Here is a 16,982-nt window from a genome sequence, read left to right as displayed (position 1 = left end):
GTGGAGCGGCCATCAGGGCTGCGCGTGCGTGGTCGCCCGCCGTTTGCCAGACTGGCCGTCCAATACAGACCTCCCAGGGAGACGTCATGTCCCTCAGCGACGTGATACGCAACATCGCCAGAACCGTTACCAACAAGGACGAACTCAAGGAGAAGGCCAAGGATCTGCCGCTGCTCGTCGTCCAGACCACGCTCAGCGCGGCCGGGCAGGCGCTGCTGGTGGTGGACCGGGTGAAGAACTCCATCAAGGGGCTCGGCACGAAGGAGGAGCAGGAGGAGGAGCAGGAGTCCCGTCCCTCCGCCGCCGCGCAGGTGGCCGCTCCCCCGGCCGAGGAGGAGAAGCCGGCGCGCAAGGAGCCGGTGATCTTCACGCCGCGTCCGGAGGCCGCGCCCAACGGATCGGCCAAGAGCAAGCCGGACCCGGTCATCTTCGCCCCCGCGGGCAAGACCGCCGCCAAGCCGGAGACCGAGCCGAAGACCGAGCCCAAGCCCGAGCCGAAGGCGACGACCGCGCCCGAGCCGTCGACCGGCTCCAAGGCGACGGCCGCGCCCGAGCCGGAAGCCACCGCCAAGACGGAGGCCCCGGCGCAGGCCGACGCGCCCGCCAAGGCCGAGGTCAAGACCGAGGCCCCGACGGAGGCCGAACCCGCCGCCGAGACCAAGGCCGCCGAGGTCGAGCCGGCCGTGGCTGAGGTCGCGCCCGCGGCCGAGCCCGCCGCCGAGCCCCAGCCCGCCGCGAAGCCCGCCAAGCCCGCGAAGGCCGCGAAGCCCGCCAAGAGCGCGAAGGCTGCCGCGACCACCACGGCCGCCAAGCCCGCGAAGGCGACGAAGGCGACGAAGGCCGCCGAGCCCGCCGCCGTCACCGAGGTCACCGAGGAGCCCGCGGCCGCCGCCGCGCCCCAGGACGGCGTGCTCAAGGCCGCCGCGGAGGCCGTCACCGAGCCGGCCGCCCCGGTGGCCGAGCCCAAGGCCGTCCCGGACGACCTGGCCGAGCCGCTGCCCGGCTACTCCGAGCTGACCGTGGCCTCGCTGCGGGCCAGGATGCGCGGCAAGTCCGCCGAGCAGATCGGCGACTACCTCGCCTACGAGCGCGCCACCCAGGCCCGCGACGAGGTCGTGCGCATGTTCGAGAACCGGCTGGCCAAGCTGCAGACCGGGGAGTAGTCGCAGCGAACCCGTAGTCTTCCGCCATGACCTCGAAGACCACACCCGAGTCTCCCTTGCCGATCCGCACGGTCCTGCAGATGGTGGGCGGCTGGATCGGCAGACTCGGCACGGTGTGGGTCGAGGGCCAGATCACCGATCTGAGCGCGCGCGGCGGCACGGTGTTCCTGACCCTGCGTGACCCGGTGGCCAACGTCTCGGCCCGGGTCACGGCTCCGCGCGGCGTCTACGAGGCCGCCGAGCCGCGTCCCTCCGACGGCGCGCGGGTCGTGGTGCACGTCAAGCCGGACTTCTGGGTCAACAAGGGCTCGTTCGCCTTCACGGCGATGGAGATCCGGCCGGTCGGCGTGGGCGAGCTGCTGGCCAGGCTGGAGCGGCTGCGCCGGCTGCTGGCCACCGAGGGGCTGTTCAACGCCGACAGGAAGCGGCGGCTGCCGTTCCTGCCGGGCACGATCGGGCTCGTCTGCGGGCGCGACTCGGCCGCCGAGCGCGACGTGCTGGAGAACGCCCGCCGCCGCTGGCCGGCCGTGCGGTTCAAGGTGGAGGAGGTGGCCGTCCAGGGGCCGTACGCGGTCGGGGAGGTCACCGAGGCGCTGCGCAAGCTCGACGCCGATCCCGAGGTCGAGGTGATCGTGGTGGCCCGGGGCGGGGGTTCGCTGGAGGACCTGCTGCCCTTCTCCGACGAGACGCTCGTGCGCGCCGTGGCCGCCTGCCGCACGCCCGTGGTCAGCGCGATCGGCCACGAGCAGGACAGCCCGCTGCTCGACCTGGTGGCCGACGTACGCGCCTCCACGCCCACCGACGCCGCCAAGAAGGTCGTCCCCGACGTGGGCGAGCAGCTCGCGCTGATCCGCCAGCTGCGCGACCGCGGGCGGCGGGTGCTCAACGGCTGGCTCGACCGCGAGATGTCCTGGCTGACGTCGGTGCGCTCGCGGCCGTCGCTGGCCGATCCGGTGCGCGAGCTCGAACGCCGGGCCGAGCAGGTCGACGCGCTGCGGGAGCGGGCCAGGCGGTCGCTGACCGGCTCGCTCGACCGGGCCGCCGATGACCTCACGCACCTGCGGGCCCGCCTGGTGGCGTTGTCGCCCGCGGCCACGCTGGAGCGCGGCTACGCGATCGTGCAACATCCGTCGGGCGAGGTCGTGCGCCTGGCCAAGGACGTGCCGCCGGGCACCCCGCTGACGATCAGGCTGAGCGACGACCGGCTCACGGTCCGTACGGAGGACTAGGGCCCCCGCACGACGGCGGCGGCCAGGTCGGCGAGGCCGGCCTTGACGCCCTCCACCGTCAGGCCGCGCTCCTCCCGCTGGAACTTGATCAGCCAGGCGGTGGCCGGCGCGAGCAGCGCGTCGGCCAGGTAGGCGGCGTCGGCCCCCGGCCGGGCCGCGGCGAGCAGGCTCGCCAGATGCACCTGGTGCACCTTGTACGGCCCGCTGTAGCGCGCCTTGCCCGGCCCGTTCTCCAGCAGCAGGAACAGGTCCTGCTGCTCGACGATGCGATCGACCAGCGCGTGCAGGAACGCCGTGATCCGCTCGGCCGGCGGCGCGCCGGGCCCGAGCGGCGGCGGGCCGCTCAGGAAGGCCGCCTGGAAACGCCGTTCCCGCTCGTCGATCAGCGCGAGGACGAGCCCCGCGCGGTCGCCGAAGCGCCGGTAGACGGTGCCCACCCCGACGCAGGCGGCCTTGGCCACCTCGTCGAGCGAGAGCTCCTCGGCGCCGCGCTCGGCGATCATCGTGGCGGCCACCTCGATGATCTTCCGGCGGTTGCGCGCGGCGTCGGCCCGCTCGGGCTGGGGCTGCCCGACGACGGGCAGCGATGGACGTGCGCACACGCCTGGAGCATAACTCCGCGGGAACGGAGAGCTCTCCGGTATTCTCCGAATCGGAGAACTCTCCGATTATGAGGAGCTGAGGATGACCAACTCGTTCAACCAGCAGGTCATTGACGAATTCCGGGCCAACGAGGGCCGGGTGGGTGGCCCGTTCGAGGGCGCGTCGCTGGTGCTGCTCACGACGACGGGCGCCAAGAGCGGCCGGCCGACGACCACGCCGGTGATGTACCTGGCCGACGGCGACCGCTACGTGATCATCGCCTCCAACGCGGGCGCCGACAACCACCCGGCCTGGTACCACAACCTGCGCGCCAACCCCACGGCGACCGCCGAGATCGGCACCGAGACGTTCGAGGTGAAGGCGGACTTCATCGAGGGCGACGAGCGCGACCGGCTCTACGCCCGCATGGTCGAGATCGCCCCCGGCTTCGCGGAGTACGAGGCCAAGACCAGCCGCCGCATCCCGGTGGTGGCGCTCAACCGCACCGCCTCCTGACGGATCAGAAGGGGGCGTCGTCGGCGCCCGGCTCCGAGCGCCTCGCCATGGCGGCGGCGAGCTTGACCCGGGCGCCCTGCAGCCACTCCTCGCAGACGGCCGCGAGCCGCTCGCCGCGCTCCCAGAGCTCGATCGACTGCTCCAGGGTGAGCCCGCCCGTCTCCAGGCGGCGCACCACCTCGGTCAGCTCCTCGCGGGCCTGCTCGTACGAAGGTGTCTTCTCGTCTGCCACGGCCACCACCCTAGACGCCGCCGCGCCCGCCCAGGGTCACCCCTTGGCGCGCTGCTGCAGGAGCCCGGCCAGCTCGGTCAGCTCGGGCCAGTCGGCCGTGCCGGTGATCACGAGGGTGACGTCGGGCAGCACCCGCACGAGCGAGCGCTGGTTCTTGTCCTCGCGGAACCGCTTCTCCCACGTCACCCCGCCCACCTGCTGGCTGCCGGACGGCTTCGCGATGCCGGTCATGCGGTTGGCGAACTCGGCGGCCGGCTTCTCGTCGCTCTGGGCGAACATGGCGTGCTGCCGCTTGGCGGTGGCGTAGCCCAGGTAGAGCACCTGCGCGCCGTTCTCGCCCTTGGCGATCCTGTTGCTGTTGGGCACCCAGCCCGCCGGGTCCTGCTGCGGGGACCACACCTGGTAGGGCACGCCGTGCCCGAAGTTGGCGACGGTGATGGAGTAGTCGAGCCGCGGGATGTGCTCCTCGCGGCTCTGCGGGGCGACGAGCATGAAGAGCCCCACGCCCGCCAGGCACACGAAGAGGGCTACCGCGTAGCCGTAGAAACTTTGGCTGAACCGTCGCACACTTGGCGAGGTTACCCGCTGGCGGGCGCGGTCGCCGAAGCGGCGGGCCTGATCTGGCCGATGATCGCCAGCACGTCGTCGACCATCGCGCGGTCGCCGGAGAAGACGATCTCGCTGACGGCCGCGGCCAGGGCGCCGGTGACCACGACGACGAGCGCGGGCTCGTCCTCGAACAGGGCGGCGTTGCGCTGGGCCCAGGTGCGCAGCCGGTCGCGCATGACCACCTCGAAGCCGGGCGGGCCGTCGCCGCGCAGGAACAGGGCGGCCAGCTCGCGTTCCTCCAGGCAGCCTTCGAGGTAGGCGCGGGCGGCGTCGATGAACACCCGCATGGGGTCGCCCTCGGCGGCGGCGCGGGCCGTACGGGCGGCCTGCTTGGTGCGCTGGGCCTGGCGGGCCTGCCATTCCTCCCACAACGTGAGGTAGAGGTCGGCCTTGCCGGAGAAATGGTGGTAGAGGCTGCCCACGCTGGCGTCGGCCCTGGCGACGACGTCCGTCACGCCGGCCTCGGCGAACCCCTTGGAGACGAAGACCTCCCGCGCGGCGGCCAGCAGCGAGCTCCGCGTCGCAGCCCCCCGCTCGGACGTGCGAGGCTGGGTCACCGCGTGTTCCACTTCGCTCATTCGATCTCCTCCACGGCGGGGGCGCATGTCCATGGTGGAGGCGAGATCTCCTACGCGCACGCGATATGGCGCAAAATCCGGTCTCCGTCATGCGGGGCACCCATATAGATATCCCTTTTCGCCGGTCCCTGACCATCGCGTGGCGGCCCTTGCGCAGAGGGCTGAGCCGGACTGGGCAGATTATCCCCCTCTGACCGGGAATAGACCGGCAACTACGATCGAGAGAGTTCTCAACGAGGAGGCTCATCATGTCCGATCAGACGTCGGTACCGGCAGCGCTCGCGACGGGCGAGCACGCCCCCGACCGCAACCTGGCGATGGAGCTGGTACGCGTGACGGAGGCGGCCGCCATGGCCGCGGCCCGCTGGGTGGGCCGCGGCGACAAGAACGGCGCCGACGGCGCGGCGGTCAACGCCATGCGCCAGCTGATCAACACGGTGTCGATGAACGGCGTGGTGGTCATCGGGGAGGGCGAGAAGGACCACGCCCCGATGTTGTACAACGGCGAGCGCGTCGGCGACGGCAGCGGCCCCGACTGCGACGTGGCGGTGGACCCGATCGACGGGACCAGGCTGACGGCGCTCGGCATGCCGGACGCGGTGTCGGTGATCGCGGTGAGCGAGCGCGGCTCGATGTACGACCCGTCCGCGGTGTTCTACATGGAGAAGCTGGTCACCGGGCCGGAGGCGGCCGACGTGGTGAACATCGAGGCGTCGGTGGCCGACAACATCAACGCCGTGGCCAGGGCCAAGCACTGCTCGCCGTCCGACGTCACGGTGGTCGTGCTGGACCGGCCGCGGCACGAGAAGCTGGTCAAGGAGATCAGGGAGACGGGCGCGCGGATCAAGTTCATCGTCGACGGCGACGTGGCCGGCGCGATCATGGCGGCCCGCGCGGGCACCGGCATCGACCTGATGCTGGGCATCGGCGGCACGCCCGAGGGCATCGTGGCCGCGTGCGCGCTCAAGTGCCTGGGCGGCGTGATCCAGGGCCGGCTGTGGCCGCGCGACGACGCCGAGCGCGCCAAGGCCGTCGACGCCGGGCACGACCTCAGCCAGGTGCTCACCACGAACGACCTGGTCAGGTCGGACGACGTGTTCTTCGCCGCGACCGGCATCACCCAGGGCGAGCTGATGCAGGGCGTGCGGTTCAGGTCGGGCGCGGCGGTGACCAGCTCGCTGGTGATGCGCGGCCGGTCGGGGACCATCAGGAAGATCGAGAGCGAGCACCAGCTCTGGAAGCTGCGCGCCTACAGCGCGATCAACTTCGACACGGCCGGCTGACCCGCCTCAGCGGCGGCGTCGGCGTCTGGGCGGTTCCTTGACCTTGATGTCGCCGGCGAAGTTCGTGGTGCGCACCTCGACCACGGGCCCGCCGGGCTCGACCGGCTGCCTGGTGAGGCGGACGGTCTCGCCCTTGGCGACCCTGATCACCTCAAGGTCCTCCGGCACGTGGATCTCCAGGCCGCCGAAGACCAGGGTGGCGTTGATGACGATCCGGCTGTTCTGCAGGATCGCGTCGCGGAAGTCCAGCTTGGTCGTGCCGAACATGGCCGTGACGTCGAGCTCGGCGGGCACCACCCAGCGCCCGCCGCGCTGCTCCTTCTTGAAGATGGCCGACACCGGCCGGCCGTCGAGGTTCAGCGGCTGCTCCTCGGCCGGGAGCAGGTCGGCGGTGAGCCCGGCGAGGTCGCCGAGCGTGCGCGCGGAGTAGACGACGCCGAGCCGCTCCTCCAGCTCGACGAGGTCGAGCCGGCCGTCGGCGTGGGCGTCCTGGAGCACCTGCGCGATGCGTTCGCGGTCGGCGTCGGAGGCGCGCAGCTCGTGCGGCTGCGGCAGGCCGGACGCGGCCGGTGCGCGCCGGGACGTCACGAACTCCTCAGCAAGCCGCTCTCCGACTTCCTGCAGCTTCGGCAACCACGATCCCGCGCGTTCGTTCACACTTCTGACGATATCCGGCGGCCCGGGTATTCGCTCGCCCAAGAACGGACCAACAGGGCGCACATCGGCGAATCCGCCCGAGCAACGCGCCGATCTCCCGACCTGGCTCTCCGTTCGCCTCGGCGTGCCGGTGGCGGTACGCCGGAATCGTCCGGCGTTTTCCGCCGTTGATCCACGCGACAGGCTTCTGACGGCTGATCCTCGGGAGGCGGGCGTGCATCAACCGGCGCGATGGGGGCTCGGGGCGGCGGGGGTGGGCATCGCCGTGATCGTGGGCCTGGAGCTGACCAGCCTCGACGGGACGAACCCGTTCAGGCGCACGATCAGCGAGCACGGTCTCGGCCCCGACGGGTGGATCTTCGGGCTCGCCGTGGGGCTGCTCGCGGCCGGGTCGGCGGCCATCGGCGTCTCGCTGGCGCGCAAGCGGCTGGCCGGGGCGGTCGGCACGGTCGCGCTCATGGCCTGGAGCGTGGGGCTGCTGCTGACGGCCTCGTTCCAGAAGCACGACTGGGCGGTCGGGCCGAGCACGAGCGGCAGCATCCACCGGGTCGGCAGCTTCGTGGCCTTCCTCAGCCTGCCGCTCGCCGCGCTGGTCATCGCCCGGCCCTGGCGGCAGCGGGAGCGCAGCAGGCCGGCGACGGTGGCGTTCGGGCTGGGGGTGTGCTCGGCGCTGTGGGTCGCGGGCATCGGCGCGGCGGTGCTGATCGGCGCCGGCCACGGGCTGCCGTGGTACCGGGTCGTGCCCCTCGGCCTGGTCGAACGGGGGCTGGCGGTGACCGAGGTGGCCGCGTTGCTGGCCCTCGGGGTGTGGGCGGCCGGGCGGCTGGCGGACGCCGAGCCCGTGCGGGCGGTCAGCCGGGCCGTAGAGCGGCGATGAGGTCCTCCACGTAACCGCGGAAGACGGCCGCCATGTCCACCTGGCCGGGGTCGATCAGCCACTGGGTCTGCAGGCCGTCCATCATCGCGATCAGGCGGTCGGCGTGGGCCTCGGCGTCGAGACCGGCCCGGAACTCGCCGCGTTCGGCGCCCGCGCGCAGCGCGGCGGCCACGTCGGCGCGCAGCCGCCGGTAGCGCCGCCTGGCCCACTCGTGGCCGGGGTGGCCCGGGGTCACCGCCTCGCCGCTGATCACCGAGAAGAGCTGGACGAGGCCCGGCACCCGCGCGTTGTGGTCGACGACGTCGGCCAGCGCGCGCAGCGCGGCGACGCCGCCGCCGCCGTCGTGGCCGTCGGGGCCGTCGCGCCCCGGCCCGAACCTGCGGCGGTCGAGCTCGTCGCGGTGGTCGAGCACCGCGAGGAGCAGACGTTCTTTGCTCCGGAAGTGGTGGAGCAGCCCGGCCTGGGAGAGCTCGACCCGCTCGGCGATGCGGGCCAGCGAGGCGCCGCGGTAGCCGTGCTCGGCGAACTCCAGCAGCGCGACCGCCAGGATGCGCTCCTTGCGCGCCTCGCCGGTCGCATAGCCCCGTTTCACCCAGGCACCCTATCCGGCGCCGGATCTGACGCTGGCGTACGGCCCTGACCAGCCGCTAACCTGACTCCGCCTCACGTTTGATTCCCCCCCGATCAGGAGGCCGTCGTGCCGTCCCCGCGTGATCGCCAGGCCCGTACCGCCACGTACGTCGTGTACGGCGTGCAGGGCCTCTCCTTCGCCACCCTGCTCGTCCAGGTGGCCAGCCTCCAGACCGAGCTGGAGCTCACCGACGGGGCGCTCACGCTCCTGCTGCTGATCGTGCCCGTCTTCGCCGGCGTGGGCAGCGTCGGCGCGGGCACGTTCGCCGCCCGGTACGGCAGCAAGCTGCTCCTGCGGGTCGCGCAGCCCGCGGTGGCGCTCGCCGTGGTGCTCACCGGCCTCGCGCCCTCGGTGCCGCTGGCCGTGCCCGCCCTGCTGCTGTTCGGCCTCGCGGTCGGCGCGGTGGACGCGGGCATGAACATGCAGGGCGTGGCCGTCGAACGCCGGTACGGCACCGCCGTGCTGAACGGCTTCCACAGCGTGTGGAGCGTCCTCAGCCTGGCGGGGGCCCTGTGGGCGGTGTTCCTGGCCGGCCGGGTCTCGCTGGCGGTCACGATGGCGATCCCCATGGTCCTGGCGGTGGCCGGCTCGCTCTACGCCGGGCCGAAGCTGTGCACGATCGCCGAGGAGAAGGTCGAGAACGTCGTCGAGGCCGCGACCGGCAAGTTCCCCTGGCGGCCGATCATCCCGCTGTGCCTGGCGATGGGCTTCCTCTACATCGGCGACGCGGCGGTGTCGAACTTCGCGACCGTCTTCATGGGCAAGGCCCTGCTGGCCCAGGACAGCGTGGCGAAGCTGGCCTACAGCGTCTACCAGGGCGCGACGCTGGCCGTGCGGCTCGGCGGCGACGTCGCGGTCCGCCGCTACGGCCCGGCCGCCATCGTCCGGCTCGGCGGCGCGCTGGCCACGCTGGGCTTCCTCGGCGTCGTGGTGGCCCCGAACCAGCCGCTGGCGATCGTCGCGTTCGGGCTGACCGGGCTGGGGTTGTCGGTGGTCGCGCCGCAGTCGTTCTCGGCGGCGGGCAAGCTGGACCCGGCGGGCACCGGGGTGGCCATCGCCCGGGTGAACCTCTTCAACTACGTGGGCTTCATCGTGGGGGCCGCGCTGATCGGCGGCATCGCCGACGCCGCGGACTGGCGGGTGGCGTTCGTCGCGCCGCTGCTGCTGGCGGGCGTGATCATCGCGCTCGCGCCGGGCTTCGCGCCCAGGCGGGCCGCCGCGCAGGCGTGACCCGCGAGCCTCCTCAGCCGCGCACCTCGGCGACCTGGACGGGACGCGACTCGCGCAGCGACAGGTCGGCGGCCTCGGCGACGTACAGGGCGGCCAGGGCGTCCTCGACCGAGCACAGGCCCTCGCCGTCGCGCAGGAAGGCGTCGAGCTCGGCCGCGTAGGCCGGGCCGAACCTGGCGACGAAGTCGGGCCAGGGCGGGCCGGGCGGCTGCAGGCCCTCGGCGCTGCGCAGCGGGGCGCGCGGGCCGAGCCCGGCCACCTGGGTGCCCTTCGTGCCGGCCAGCTCCATGCGCACGTCGTATCCGGCGCCGTTGTAGCGGGAGCCCTGGAGCGTGGCCAGCGTGCCGTCGTCGAGGGTGAGCAGCGCGGCGCTGTTGTCCACGTCGCCGGCCTCCCCGAAGAACGCCGCCCCCCGGTTCGCGCCGACGGCGTGGACGGACACGACCTCGCGCCCGGTCACCCACCGCAGGACGTCGAAGTCGTGGACGTGGCAGTCGCGGAACAGGCCGCCGGACAGCGGGACGTACGCGGCCGGCGGCGGCGCGGGATCGGCCGTCACCAGGTGGACGCGGTGCAGCTCGCCCAGCTCGCCGGCCCGCAGCGCGGCGCGGGCGGCCCGGTAGCCGGGGTCGAACCTGCGCTGGAACCCGACGAACACCCGCCGGCCCGCGCTCGCCTCCAGCACCTTGAGCGTCTCGGCCACCGTGCCCGCCACCGGCTTCTCGCACAGGACGGGGACGCCTCGCTCGCACGCCCTGATCAGCAGCTCGGCGTGCGTGCTCGTCGGCGTGGCGATGACCACGACGTCGGCCTCGAACGGATCCCCCGGCCTGCCGTACGGCGAGGTCCTGACCGGGTCGGCCACGATCAGCTCGTCGACCAGGGGATGCGCGGCCAGGTTCGCCGCGTGGAACGCGCCGATCCGGCCCAGGCCCAGCAGTCCTGCCCGCATGCCGCCTCCAGTGCCGCTTTCCGTCTCAGTGCATGATATGTCCAGACATACGGACTTTTAAGCCTTGTACGGCCTCCGCCGCCTGATGCACCGGCAGCCGGGCGAACCCCACCACGACCGCCGGCGGGCCGGGCGAGAACCGCATCGGCGCGACCGGCTCGGCGGCCAGTCCGACGCCCTCGGCCGCGCGGACGACCGCGAGCTCGTCCCAGCCGTCCGGCAGGTCGAGGTAGACGTGCAGCCCGGCCTGGATGCCCCGGACGCGGATCTCCGGCAGCTCCTCGGCCAGCGCCCTGACCAGGGCGTCCCGGCGGCGGCGGTACTCCCTGCGCATGCGCCGCAGGTGTTTGTCGTAGCCGCCGGTGCGCAGGAAGTGGGCCAGCGCGTACTGCTCGATGACCGGGGAGCCCAGGTCGAGCTCGCTCCGGGCGCGGCGGATCGCCTCGGCCAGGTGGGCGGGCGCGGCGACCCAGCCGAGCCGGAGGCCGGGGGCGAGCGACTTGCTGACGCTGCCGGTCAGGATCACCCGGTCGGGGGCCAGCCCCTGGAGGCAGCCGACCGGGTCGCGGTCGTAGCGGAACTCGGCGTCGTAGTCGTCCTCCAGGACCGTCCGGTCGCCCGCGCAGGCCCACTCCATGAGCGCGGCCCGCCTGGCCGGGGAGAGCACGACGCCCGTCGGGTACTGGTGTGCGGGCGTGACCAGCGCCGCGTCGCCGTCCATGGCCCCGGCGATCAGGCCCTCGCAGCCCACGGGCACCGGCACCAGGCGGGCCCCGGCCCGTTCCAGCAGCGGGACCTGGCGGCGGCTGGTGGGGTCCTCGACGATCAGGCGCAGGCCGCCGCGCCGGGCCAGGACGTGCAGCGCCAGGCTCAGCCCCTGCGCCACGCCGCCCACCACGACCAGGTTGTCGGGATGGACGTCGGCCGCCCTGACCCGCCGCAGGTAACCGGCCAGCTCCTCGCGCAGCTCCGGGACGCCGCCGGGATCGCCGTAGTCGAGCGCGTCGGACGGCACGGTGGCCAGCACGTGCCGCACGGCCGACGACCACCGCTCCCGGGGGAAGTGCCCCAGGTCGGGGGACGTGGCCCGATGCCCGTGGTACGGCCCGCAGACGCCGCCGTCGGCCACCGGCCAGGGACGCGCGGACCGGACGGCGCCCAGCGGGGCCACCTCGGTCCCGGCCCCCACCCGCGAGACCAGGAACCCCTCGGCCACGAGCTGCTCGTACGCCTCCACCACCACGCCCCTGGAGACCTGGAGGTCGGCGGCGAGGTCGCGGGTGGCGGGCAGGCGCGTGCCGGGCGCCAGCCGCCCGAGACGCACGCCCTCGCGCAGCTCGGCCGCGATCTGCCCAGCGATCCCTCCCGCATCCCGATTGATCTGGATGTGCAGGTCAGCCATATTGGTCCTGTCATATAGCGGCCCATTGGTCTGTTTATGCGAACCATTGTCTCCCTACGATCCTGCCCATGAGAAACGGAATCGCCGGAGCCGCCACCGCCATGTTCCTGGTGGGCACCCTGGCCGGAGTGTCCGGCCTGATCGGCTCCTATCCCGTGTACGGCGGCCAGGCCGTGCGCTACCTCGCCGCCGCGGTCATCCTGCTGGTCGTCACCAGGGCGCTCGGCCTGCGGTTCGTCCGGCTGACCGGGCGCGAGACCCTGTACCTGGGCGGGCTCACCCTGCTCGGGCTGGTGGTCTTCAACGTCTGCGTCGTCGAGTCCACCCGGGCCTCGGGGCCGGCGCTGGTGGGCACCGTGCTCGGCACCGTGCCGCTGGCGCTGGCGCTGGCCGGCGGGCGTCCGGCGCCGCGCCTGCTGGTGGGGGCGTCGGTGGTGGTGGCCGGCGCGACGCTGGCGACCGGCCTGGGCAGCGGGAACCCGACCGGCCTGCTGTGGGCGCTCGGGGCGCTGGCAGGCGAGGTGAGCTTCTCCATGCTGGCCATCCCCCTGCTGCCCAAGCTGGGGGCGATCCGGGTGTCGGCGTACTCGACGGCGCTGGCCGTGCCGATGCTGGCCGTGGTCGGCCTGGTCCAGGAGGGCTCCGCCATGTTCAGGACGCCGACCGCGGCCGAGACGCTGGGCTTCGCGTACCTGGCGGTCGTGGTCACGGTCATGGCCTTCTTCCTCTGGTACACCTCGCTGCCCAGGCTCGGCCCAGGGACGGCCGGGCTGTTCGCCGGGCTCATCCCGGTCGGCGCGATCGTGACGGGGCTCGTGCTCGGCATCGCGACGCCGAGCGTCTACGACCTGGCGGGGGCCGGGCTGGTGATCGTCGGCATCCTGGTGGGGCTCACCGCGCGGCGCTCGCCGGAGCCCGTGCCGGCCCCGGGATGACCACCTGACGGGGGGCGTACCCTCTATGGACATGGACTTCGACTACACCGATCTGCTTCCCCTGGGCGCCGATGAGACCGAGTACCGGCTGATCACGTCGGAGGGGGTGCGGAAGGTCGAAGCGGCCGGGCGTACGTTCCTTGAGGTCGACCCCGAGGCCCTGCGGCTGCTCACCGAGACCGCGGTCCACGACATCTCCCACTTCCTGCGCACGTCGCACCTGGCGCAGCTGCGCAAGATCGTCGACGACCCCGAGTCCAGCGGGAACGACCGGTTCGTCGCCCTCGACCTGCTGAAGAACGCCTCGATCTCGGCCGGCGGCGTGCTGCCGATGTGCCAGGACACCGGCACCGCCATCGTCATGGGCAAGCGCGGCCGCCACGTGCTGACCGACGGCCGCGACGCCGAGCACATCTCGAAGGGCGTCTACGACGCCTACACCAAGCTCAACCTGCGCTACTCCCAGATGGCCCCGCTGACCATGTGGGAGGAGAAGAACACCGGCAACAACCTGCCCGCCCAGATCGAGCTCTACGCCGAGGACCCCCACGGCCACGCCGACGAGTACAAGCTGCTGTTCATGGCCAAGGGCGGTGGCTCGGCCAACAAGTCGTTCCTCTACCAGGAGACCAAGGCGGTGCTCAACGAGAAGCGCATGCTGGCCTTCCTGGAGGAGAAGATCCGCTCGCTGGGCACCGCGGCCTGCCCGCCGTACCACCTGGCCGTGGTGGTGGGCGGCACCTCCGCCGAGTTCGCGCTCAAGACCGCCAAGTACGCCAGCGCCCGCTACCTCGACTCCATCCCCACCGAGGGCTCGCCCTCCGGGCACGGCTTCCGCGACCTGGAGCTGGAGGCCAAGGTCTTCGAGCTGACGCAGAAGCTCGGCATCGGCGCCCAGTTCGGCGGCAAGTACTTCTGCCACGACGTGCGCGTGATCCGCCTGCCCCGGCACGGCGCGTCCTGCCCGGTGGCCATCGCGGTGTCGTGCTCGGCCGACCGCCAGGCGCTGGCCAAGATCACGGCCGAGGGCGTGTTCCTGGAGAAGCTGGAGACCGACCCGGCCCGCTTCCTGCCGGAGACCACCGACGAGCACCTGTCCGACGACGTCGTCCGCATCGACCTCAACAGGCCGATGCCGGAGATCCTGGCCGAGCTGACGAAGTACCCCGTCAAGACGCGGCTCTCCCTCAGCGGCCCGCTCGTCGTCGCCCGCGACATCGCGCACGCCAAGATCGCCGAGCTGCTCGACGACGGCGGCGAGATGCCCCAGTACCTCAAGGACCACGCGGTCTACTACGCCGGCCCGGCCAAGACCCCCGAGGGTTACGCCTCCGGCTCGTTCGGCCCCACCACGGCCGGCCGCATGGACTCCTACGTCGAGCGCTTCCAGGCGGCGGGCGGCTCGATGGTCATGCTGGCCAAGGGCAACAGGTCCAGGCAGGTCACCGAGGCGTGCCAGAAGTACGGCGGCTTCTACCTGGGCTCCATCGGCGGCCCGGCCGCGCGGCTGGCCCAGGACTGCATCAGGAAGGTGGAGGTGCTCGAATACCCCGAGCTGGGCATGGAGGCGGTGTGGAAGATCGAGGTCGAGGACTTCCCCGCCTTCATCGTCGTCGACGACAAGGGCGACGACTTCTTCACCGACCGCACCGGGCCGGTGCTGAGCATCGGGCGCAGGTAGGGCCCGAGCGCGTCGAAGGGTGCCGGGCGGCGGTCGAAGCCCCTCGGCACCGGACGACGGGGGGTCGCCCTCGGGCGTCTCGGGCGTCTCGGGCGTCTCAGGCGGCGACGGGGGCTCGGTGGGGGGCGACGACGCTGCCGTCAGGCAGGAGCAGACCCGTGTCCTCGAACAGCACCACGCCGTTGCAGAGGAGGCTCCAGCCCTGGTCAGGATGGGCCGAGATCACGTGCGAACGCTCACGGTCGGGCGAGTCCGCACTGGGGCATACGGGAAAGTGACTGCACATCATCGCGCACCTCTCAGATGGCGCTCCTGCTTCCTGATGGTCAAAAGGGCAACTGTCGCCCCGACGGCGTGCGAAGGTCCAGGGTGGCGCCGACCGGCTTCCTCGGCCGGCGGCGAACCTGTGTCTGGCGCATCTCCATCACGTCCTTCAACTTCTGTCGTCAGTGGTGGAACGTCGGCGTCCTACCCAGTCTCGGGGCCGGCACCGACAGTTTCAGCTGCTCGCGGGTTCTCGCCTGGTCTCATGTCCTAACCATGCCCCCGTCCCCTTTCGGCACCCTTACAACTTGCTGACGGCGTGCCATGGTTCCTGTCAATCAGCCTGCCGTACGCGGGAAAGTGCCCTACTAGGCATCATGCACATTTATCGGGGAGAGAGGTGTGCCGAGCGTCACACTTGCTCTGACGTGCGGTAATACAACAAAGCGCGCATCCCGGACAGGAATGCGCGCTGTGTCGATGTGTCAGGCGGCGTAGGACGGGTAACCGTAGCCGACGACCTGCGAGGTCGGCCGGACGCGCTCCTCGACCTTGCCGTTGCCGGTGTTGCCCTCGATCGTGGAGATCGTGCCGTCGCCGTTGTCCTTGACGACGAAGCCGACGTGCTGGATGTCGTTCAGGCTCTTGCTGCCGCTCCAGGAGAAGAAGACGACGGCGCCCGGCCTGGCCTCGGTGCCCCAGCGGTCGTTGGCGGCGAACCACTTGGCGTGGGTCACGGTGTAGGCGTCCCAGCCGACCTGCGGGCGGGCGCCGGTCTGCTCGCCGACCCAGGAGACGAACATCGAGCACCAGGCGGCGTTCAGGTAGTCCTGGCGGCTGCCGCCGTCGCGGGCGACGGTCTCGGCGGCGCGCTGGGAGTCGGCGTACCACTTCTGGAACTTGGTGCCGCCGCCGTTGGCGTCCTCGGAGGTGCCGACCTGGGCGCGGGCCGTGGCCAGCACCTGGGCGGCGGTGACGTTCACCCGGCCCTGGGCCGAACCCTGCGCGGCCGACTGCTGCGCGGCGGCCTGGGCGTCGGTCCGGTGCGCGGTCGCGGCGCTGACGGCGGCAGTGGCGCCGAGTGCGCTCGCGGCGATGGTCGCGCCGAGGGCGAGCTTGGCGATGTGGGACGTGGTCATCATGGCGTGCTTGGCCATCGGGGGGTGCTCCTTTGCTCACCGTCCGCGCATGAGGCACGGCGGGTCACAGGTGTGAATCCTGCGATGGGTGATGACGACAGATCTGCGGGGGCGCCTCGACACGGCTGCCCTGCCGTCGCGTACAAACAGGTACAACAGCGCCCTGACCTGGGTAATTCCCACCCCAAGAAATCCCCACAGGACGCCTGTGCGCGGACGGCTCATGCCGTCCGCGCACAAACTGGACCTAACTGACTCCCGCCACGATGCCAAGGCGAGACCTAGGTCGCAAGTCTGATGCACTTGCGAACTACTTGCAATAGTGTCCTCCAGAGATCTACTTCGAGAGGACGGCCCCATGGGCGACTACACCCTTCCCGACATGCCGTACGACTACGGCGCGCTGGAGCCCGCCATCACCGGCGAGATCCTGGAGCTGCACCACGCCAAGCACCACGCGGCCTACGTCAAGGGCGCCAACGACACGCTCGACCGCCTGGCCGAGGCCCGCGACGGCGGCGACTTCGCCGGCCTGGTGGGCCTGGAGAAGACCTTCGCCTTCAACCTGTCCGGCCACGTGCTGCACTCGATCTTCTGGGAGAACCTCTCCCCCGACGGCGGCGACCGCCCCGACGGCGCGCTCAGGGCCGCCATCGACGAGCATTTCGGCACGTTCGAGGCGTTCCAGAAGCAGCTCACCACGGCCACGGCGTCGGTCCAGGGCTCGGGGTGGGGCGTGCTGGCCTGGGAGCCGCTGAGCCGCAGGCTGGTGGTCGAGCAGATCTACGACCACCACGGCAACGTCGGAATGAACACCACGCCGCTTCTCGTGTTCGACGCGTGGGAGCACGCTTACTATCTGCAGTACCGCAACGTGCGTCCGGACTACGTCGAGAAACTGTGGGGCCTCGTCAACTGGGCAGATGTGGCCCGGAGGTTCGCTGACGTAACGAGTCAGGCGGGTTGACTTAAGTTCGCAACAATTTATCGGCCCCGCCTCTACTGGTCGGTTTACACAAATA

The 16,982-nt window shown here is 71.9% G+C and carries 19 protein-coding genes; 9 read left to right on the top strand and 10 right to left on the bottom strand.

The annotated features are described in order from the left end of the window. The first annotated feature begins 86 nt into the window (after nt 1-86). Nucleotides 87-1,163 (top strand): hypothetical protein, encoded by a 1,077-nt coding sequence (locus ACFYYW_RS26500; RefSeq protein WP_387652396.1) that lies wholly within the window; start codon nt 87-89, stop codon nt 1,161-1,163. 26 nt (nt 1,164-1,189) lie between these two features. Further along, on the top strand, nt 1,190-2,392 hold the full coding sequence (gene xseA / locus ACFYYW_RS26495; protein WP_357974535.1) for an exodeoxyribonuclease VII large subunit: 1,203 nt from the start codon (nt 1,190-1,192) through the stop codon (nt 2,390-2,392). Here xseA and ACFYYW_RS26490 read toward each other — a convergent pair. Further along, entirely contained in the window at nt 2,389-2,994 is a 606-nt protein-coding gene (locus ACFYYW_RS26490; RefSeq protein WP_387652394.1) for a TetR/AcrR family transcriptional regulator, read from the bottom strand. The genes xseA and ACFYYW_RS26490 overlap by 4 nt on opposite strands. Before the next feature lie 82 nt (nt 2,995-3,076). On the opposite strand from ACFYYW_RS26490, the gene ACFYYW_RS26485 reads away from it, so the two are divergent. Further along, the gene (locus ACFYYW_RS26485) at nt 3,077-3,490 is read left to right on the top strand and encodes a nitroreductase family deazaflavin-dependent oxidoreductase (RefSeq protein ID WP_352325449.1); all 414 of its coding nucleotides are present in this window, start codon (nt 3,077-3,079) and stop codon (nt 3,488-3,490) included. Between the two features lie 4 nt (nt 3,491-3,494). On the opposite strand, the gene ACFYYW_RS26480 is transcribed toward ACFYYW_RS26485, so the two are convergent. The 3 genes from ACFYYW_RS26480 to ACFYYW_RS26470 are packed head-to-tail and all read right to left on the bottom strand — an operon-like array spanning nt 3,495 to nt 4,909. Beyond that, nucleotides 3,495-3,722, bottom strand: a complete 228-nt coding sequence (locus tag ACFYYW_RS26480) for an exodeoxyribonuclease VII small subunit (protein WP_352325447.1) — start codon at nt 3,720-3,722, stop codon at nt 3,495-3,497. Nucleotides 3,723-3,758: 36 nt separating this feature from the next. Continuing rightward, a complete protein-coding gene (locus ACFYYW_RS26475) occupies nt 3,759-4,289 on the bottom strand; it encodes a DUF4245 domain-containing protein (protein WP_352325446.1) in 531 nt (176 codons plus the stop codon). 11 nt (nt 4,290-4,300) lie between these two features. After that, nucleotides 4,301-4,909, bottom strand: a complete 609-nt coding sequence (locus ACFYYW_RS26470; RefSeq protein WP_352325445.1) for a TetR/AcrR family transcriptional regulator — start codon at nt 4,907-4,909, stop codon at nt 4,301-4,303. Nucleotides 4,910-5,157: 248 nt separating this feature from the next. Between ACFYYW_RS26470 and glpX the strand changes: the two genes are divergently transcribed. After that, nucleotides 5,158-6,192 (top strand): class II fructose-bisphosphatase, encoded by a 1,035-nt coding sequence (glpX, locus tag ACFYYW_RS26465; protein ID WP_352325444.1) that lies wholly within the window; start codon nt 5,158-5,160, stop codon nt 6,190-6,192. A gap of 6 nt (nt 6,193-6,198) precedes the next feature. On the opposite strand, the gene ACFYYW_RS26460 is transcribed toward glpX, so the two are convergent. Continuing rightward, the gene (locus ACFYYW_RS26460) at nt 6,199-6,849 is read right to left on the bottom strand and encodes a DUF1707 domain-containing protein (RefSeq protein ID WP_352325443.1); all 651 of its coding nucleotides are present in this window, start codon (nt 6,847-6,849) and stop codon (nt 6,199-6,201) included. Between the two features lie 214 nt (nt 6,850-7,063). On the opposite strand from ACFYYW_RS26460, the gene ACFYYW_RS26455 reads away from it, so the two are divergent. After that, entirely contained in the window at nt 7,064-7,726 is a 663-nt protein-coding gene (locus ACFYYW_RS26455) for a DUF998 domain-containing protein (RefSeq protein WP_387652390.1), read from the top strand. Here the strand turns inward: ACFYYW_RS26455 and ACFYYW_RS26450 are convergent. Continuing rightward, complete coding sequence (locus ACFYYW_RS26450) at nt 7,701-8,318, bottom strand: TetR/AcrR family transcriptional regulator (protein ID WP_387652388.1); 618 nt, start codon at nt 8,316-8,318, stop codon at nt 7,701-7,703. The genes ACFYYW_RS26455 and ACFYYW_RS26450 overlap by 26 nt on opposite strands. 105 nt (nt 8,319-8,423) lie before the next feature. Between ACFYYW_RS26450 and ACFYYW_RS26445 the strand changes: the two genes are divergently transcribed. Continuing rightward, nucleotides 8,424-9,587 carry an MFS transporter gene (locus ACFYYW_RS26445; RefSeq protein ID WP_387652386.1) on the top strand — a complete coding sequence of 388 codons (1,164 nt, stop codon included), beginning with the start codon at nt 8,424-8,426 and terminating at the stop codon, nt 9,585-9,587. A gap of 13 nt (nt 9,588-9,600) precedes the next feature. On the opposite strand, the gene ACFYYW_RS26440 is transcribed toward ACFYYW_RS26445, so the two are convergent. Beyond that, entirely contained in the window at nt 9,601-10,539 is a 939-nt protein-coding gene (locus tag ACFYYW_RS26440; RefSeq protein ID WP_387652384.1) for a Gfo/Idh/MocA family oxidoreductase, read from the bottom strand. A 25-nt stretch (nt 10,540-10,564) separates the two neighbouring features. Next, the gene (locus ACFYYW_RS26435; RefSeq protein WP_387652382.1) at nt 10,565-11,941 is read right to left on the bottom strand and encodes a PLP-dependent aminotransferase family protein; all 1,377 of its coding nucleotides are present in this window, start codon (nt 11,939-11,941) and stop codon (nt 10,565-10,567) included. 68 nt (nt 11,942-12,009) lie between these two features. On the opposite strand from ACFYYW_RS26435, the gene ACFYYW_RS26430 reads away from it, so the two are divergent. Together ACFYYW_RS26430 and ACFYYW_RS26425 are read left to right on the top strand one after the other, a co-directional pair. Then, nucleotides 12,010-12,876, top strand: a complete 867-nt coding sequence (locus ACFYYW_RS26430; RefSeq protein ID WP_387652380.1) for a DMT family transporter — start codon at nt 12,010-12,012, stop codon at nt 12,874-12,876. 31 nt (nt 12,877-12,907) lie between these two features. Beyond that, complete coding sequence (locus ACFYYW_RS26425) at nt 12,908-14,557, top strand: fumarate hydratase (protein WP_352327890.1); 1,650 nt, start codon at nt 12,908-12,910, stop codon at nt 14,555-14,557. 97 nt (nt 14,558-14,654) lie between these two features. Here ACFYYW_RS26425 and ACFYYW_RS26420 read toward each other — a convergent pair whose 3' ends face one another. Together ACFYYW_RS26420 and ACFYYW_RS26415 are read right to left on the bottom strand one after the other, a co-directional pair. Next, the gene (locus tag ACFYYW_RS26420; RefSeq protein ID WP_352327892.1) at nt 14,655-14,843 is read right to left on the bottom strand and encodes a DUF5999 family protein; all 189 of its coding nucleotides are present in this window, start codon (nt 14,841-14,843) and stop codon (nt 14,655-14,657) included. 463 nt (nt 14,844-15,306) lie between these two features. Then, nucleotides 15,307-15,978: a CHAP domain-containing protein gene (locus ACFYYW_RS26415; protein ID WP_364392561.1), complete on the bottom strand. Its 672-nt coding sequence runs from the start codon at nt 15,976-15,978 to the stop codon at nt 15,307-15,309. 340 nt (nt 15,979-16,318) lie between these two features. Here ACFYYW_RS26415 and ACFYYW_RS26410 point away from each other — a divergent pair, with 340 nt between their 5' ends. After that, nucleotides 16,319-16,927 carry a superoxide dismutase gene (locus ACFYYW_RS26410; protein ID WP_352330694.1) on the top strand — a complete coding sequence of 203 codons (609 nt, stop codon included), beginning with the start codon at nt 16,319-16,321 and terminating at the stop codon, nt 16,925-16,927. Nucleotides 16,928-16,982: the final 55 nt, after the last annotated feature.

This window comes from Nonomuraea sp. NPDC001831, assembly GCF_042892035.1.
Taxonomy (GTDB): Bacteria; Actinomycetota; Actinomycetes; order Streptosporangiales; family Streptosporangiaceae; genus Nonomuraea.
This window is presented reverse-complemented; position numbering and strand designations above follow the sequence as displayed.

What these genes read in the sequence shown, in the direction of transcription:
- ACFYYW_RS26425 (WP_352327890.1), top strand. Translation starts at nt 12,908, where the DNA reads ATGGACTTCGACTACACCGATCTGCTTCCCCTGGGCGCCGATGAGACC.
- ACFYYW_RS26410 (WP_352330694.1), top strand. Translation starts at nt 16,319, where the DNA reads ATGGGCGACTACACCCTTCCCGACATGCCGTACGACTACGGCGCGCTG.
- ACFYYW_RS26430 (WP_387652380.1), top strand. Translation starts at nt 12,010, where the DNA reads ATGAGAAACGGAATCGCCGGAGCCGCCACCGCCATGTTCCTGGTGGGC.
- ACFYYW_RS26440 (WP_387652384.1), bottom strand. Translation starts at nt 10,539, where the DNA reads ATGCGGGCAGGACTGCTGGGCCTGGGCCGGATCGGCGCGTTCCACGCG.
- xseA (WP_357974535.1), top strand. Translation starts at nt 1,190, where the DNA reads ATGACCTCGAAGACCACACCCGAGTCTCCCTTGCCGATCCGCACGGTC.
- ACFYYW_RS26420 (WP_352327892.1), bottom strand. Translation starts at nt 14,843, where the DNA reads ATGTGCAGTCACTTTCCCGTATGCCCCAGTGCGGACTCGCCCGACCGT.
- ACFYYW_RS26485 (WP_352325449.1), top strand. Translation starts at nt 3,077, where the DNA reads ATGACCAACTCGTTCAACCAGCAGGTCATTGACGAATTCCGGGCCAAC.
- glpX (WP_352325444.1), top strand. Translation starts at nt 5,158, where the DNA reads ATGTCCGATCAGACGTCGGTACCGGCAGCGCTCGCGACGGGCGAGCAC.
- ACFYYW_RS26415 (WP_364392561.1), bottom strand. Translation starts at nt 15,978, where the DNA reads ATGGCCAAGCACGCCATGATGACCACGTCCCACATCGCCAAGCTCGCC.
- ACFYYW_RS26435 (WP_387652382.1), bottom strand. Translation starts at nt 11,941, where the DNA reads ATGGCTGACCTGCACATCCAGATCAATCGGGATGCGGGAGGGATCGCT.
- ACFYYW_RS26470 (WP_352325445.1), bottom strand. Translation starts at nt 4,909, where the DNA reads ATGAGCGAAGTGGAACACGCGGTGACCCAGCCTCGCACGTCCGAGCGG.
- ACFYYW_RS26500 (WP_387652396.1), top strand. Translation starts at nt 87, where the DNA reads ATGTCCCTCAGCGACGTGATACGCAACATCGCCAGAACCGTTACCAAC.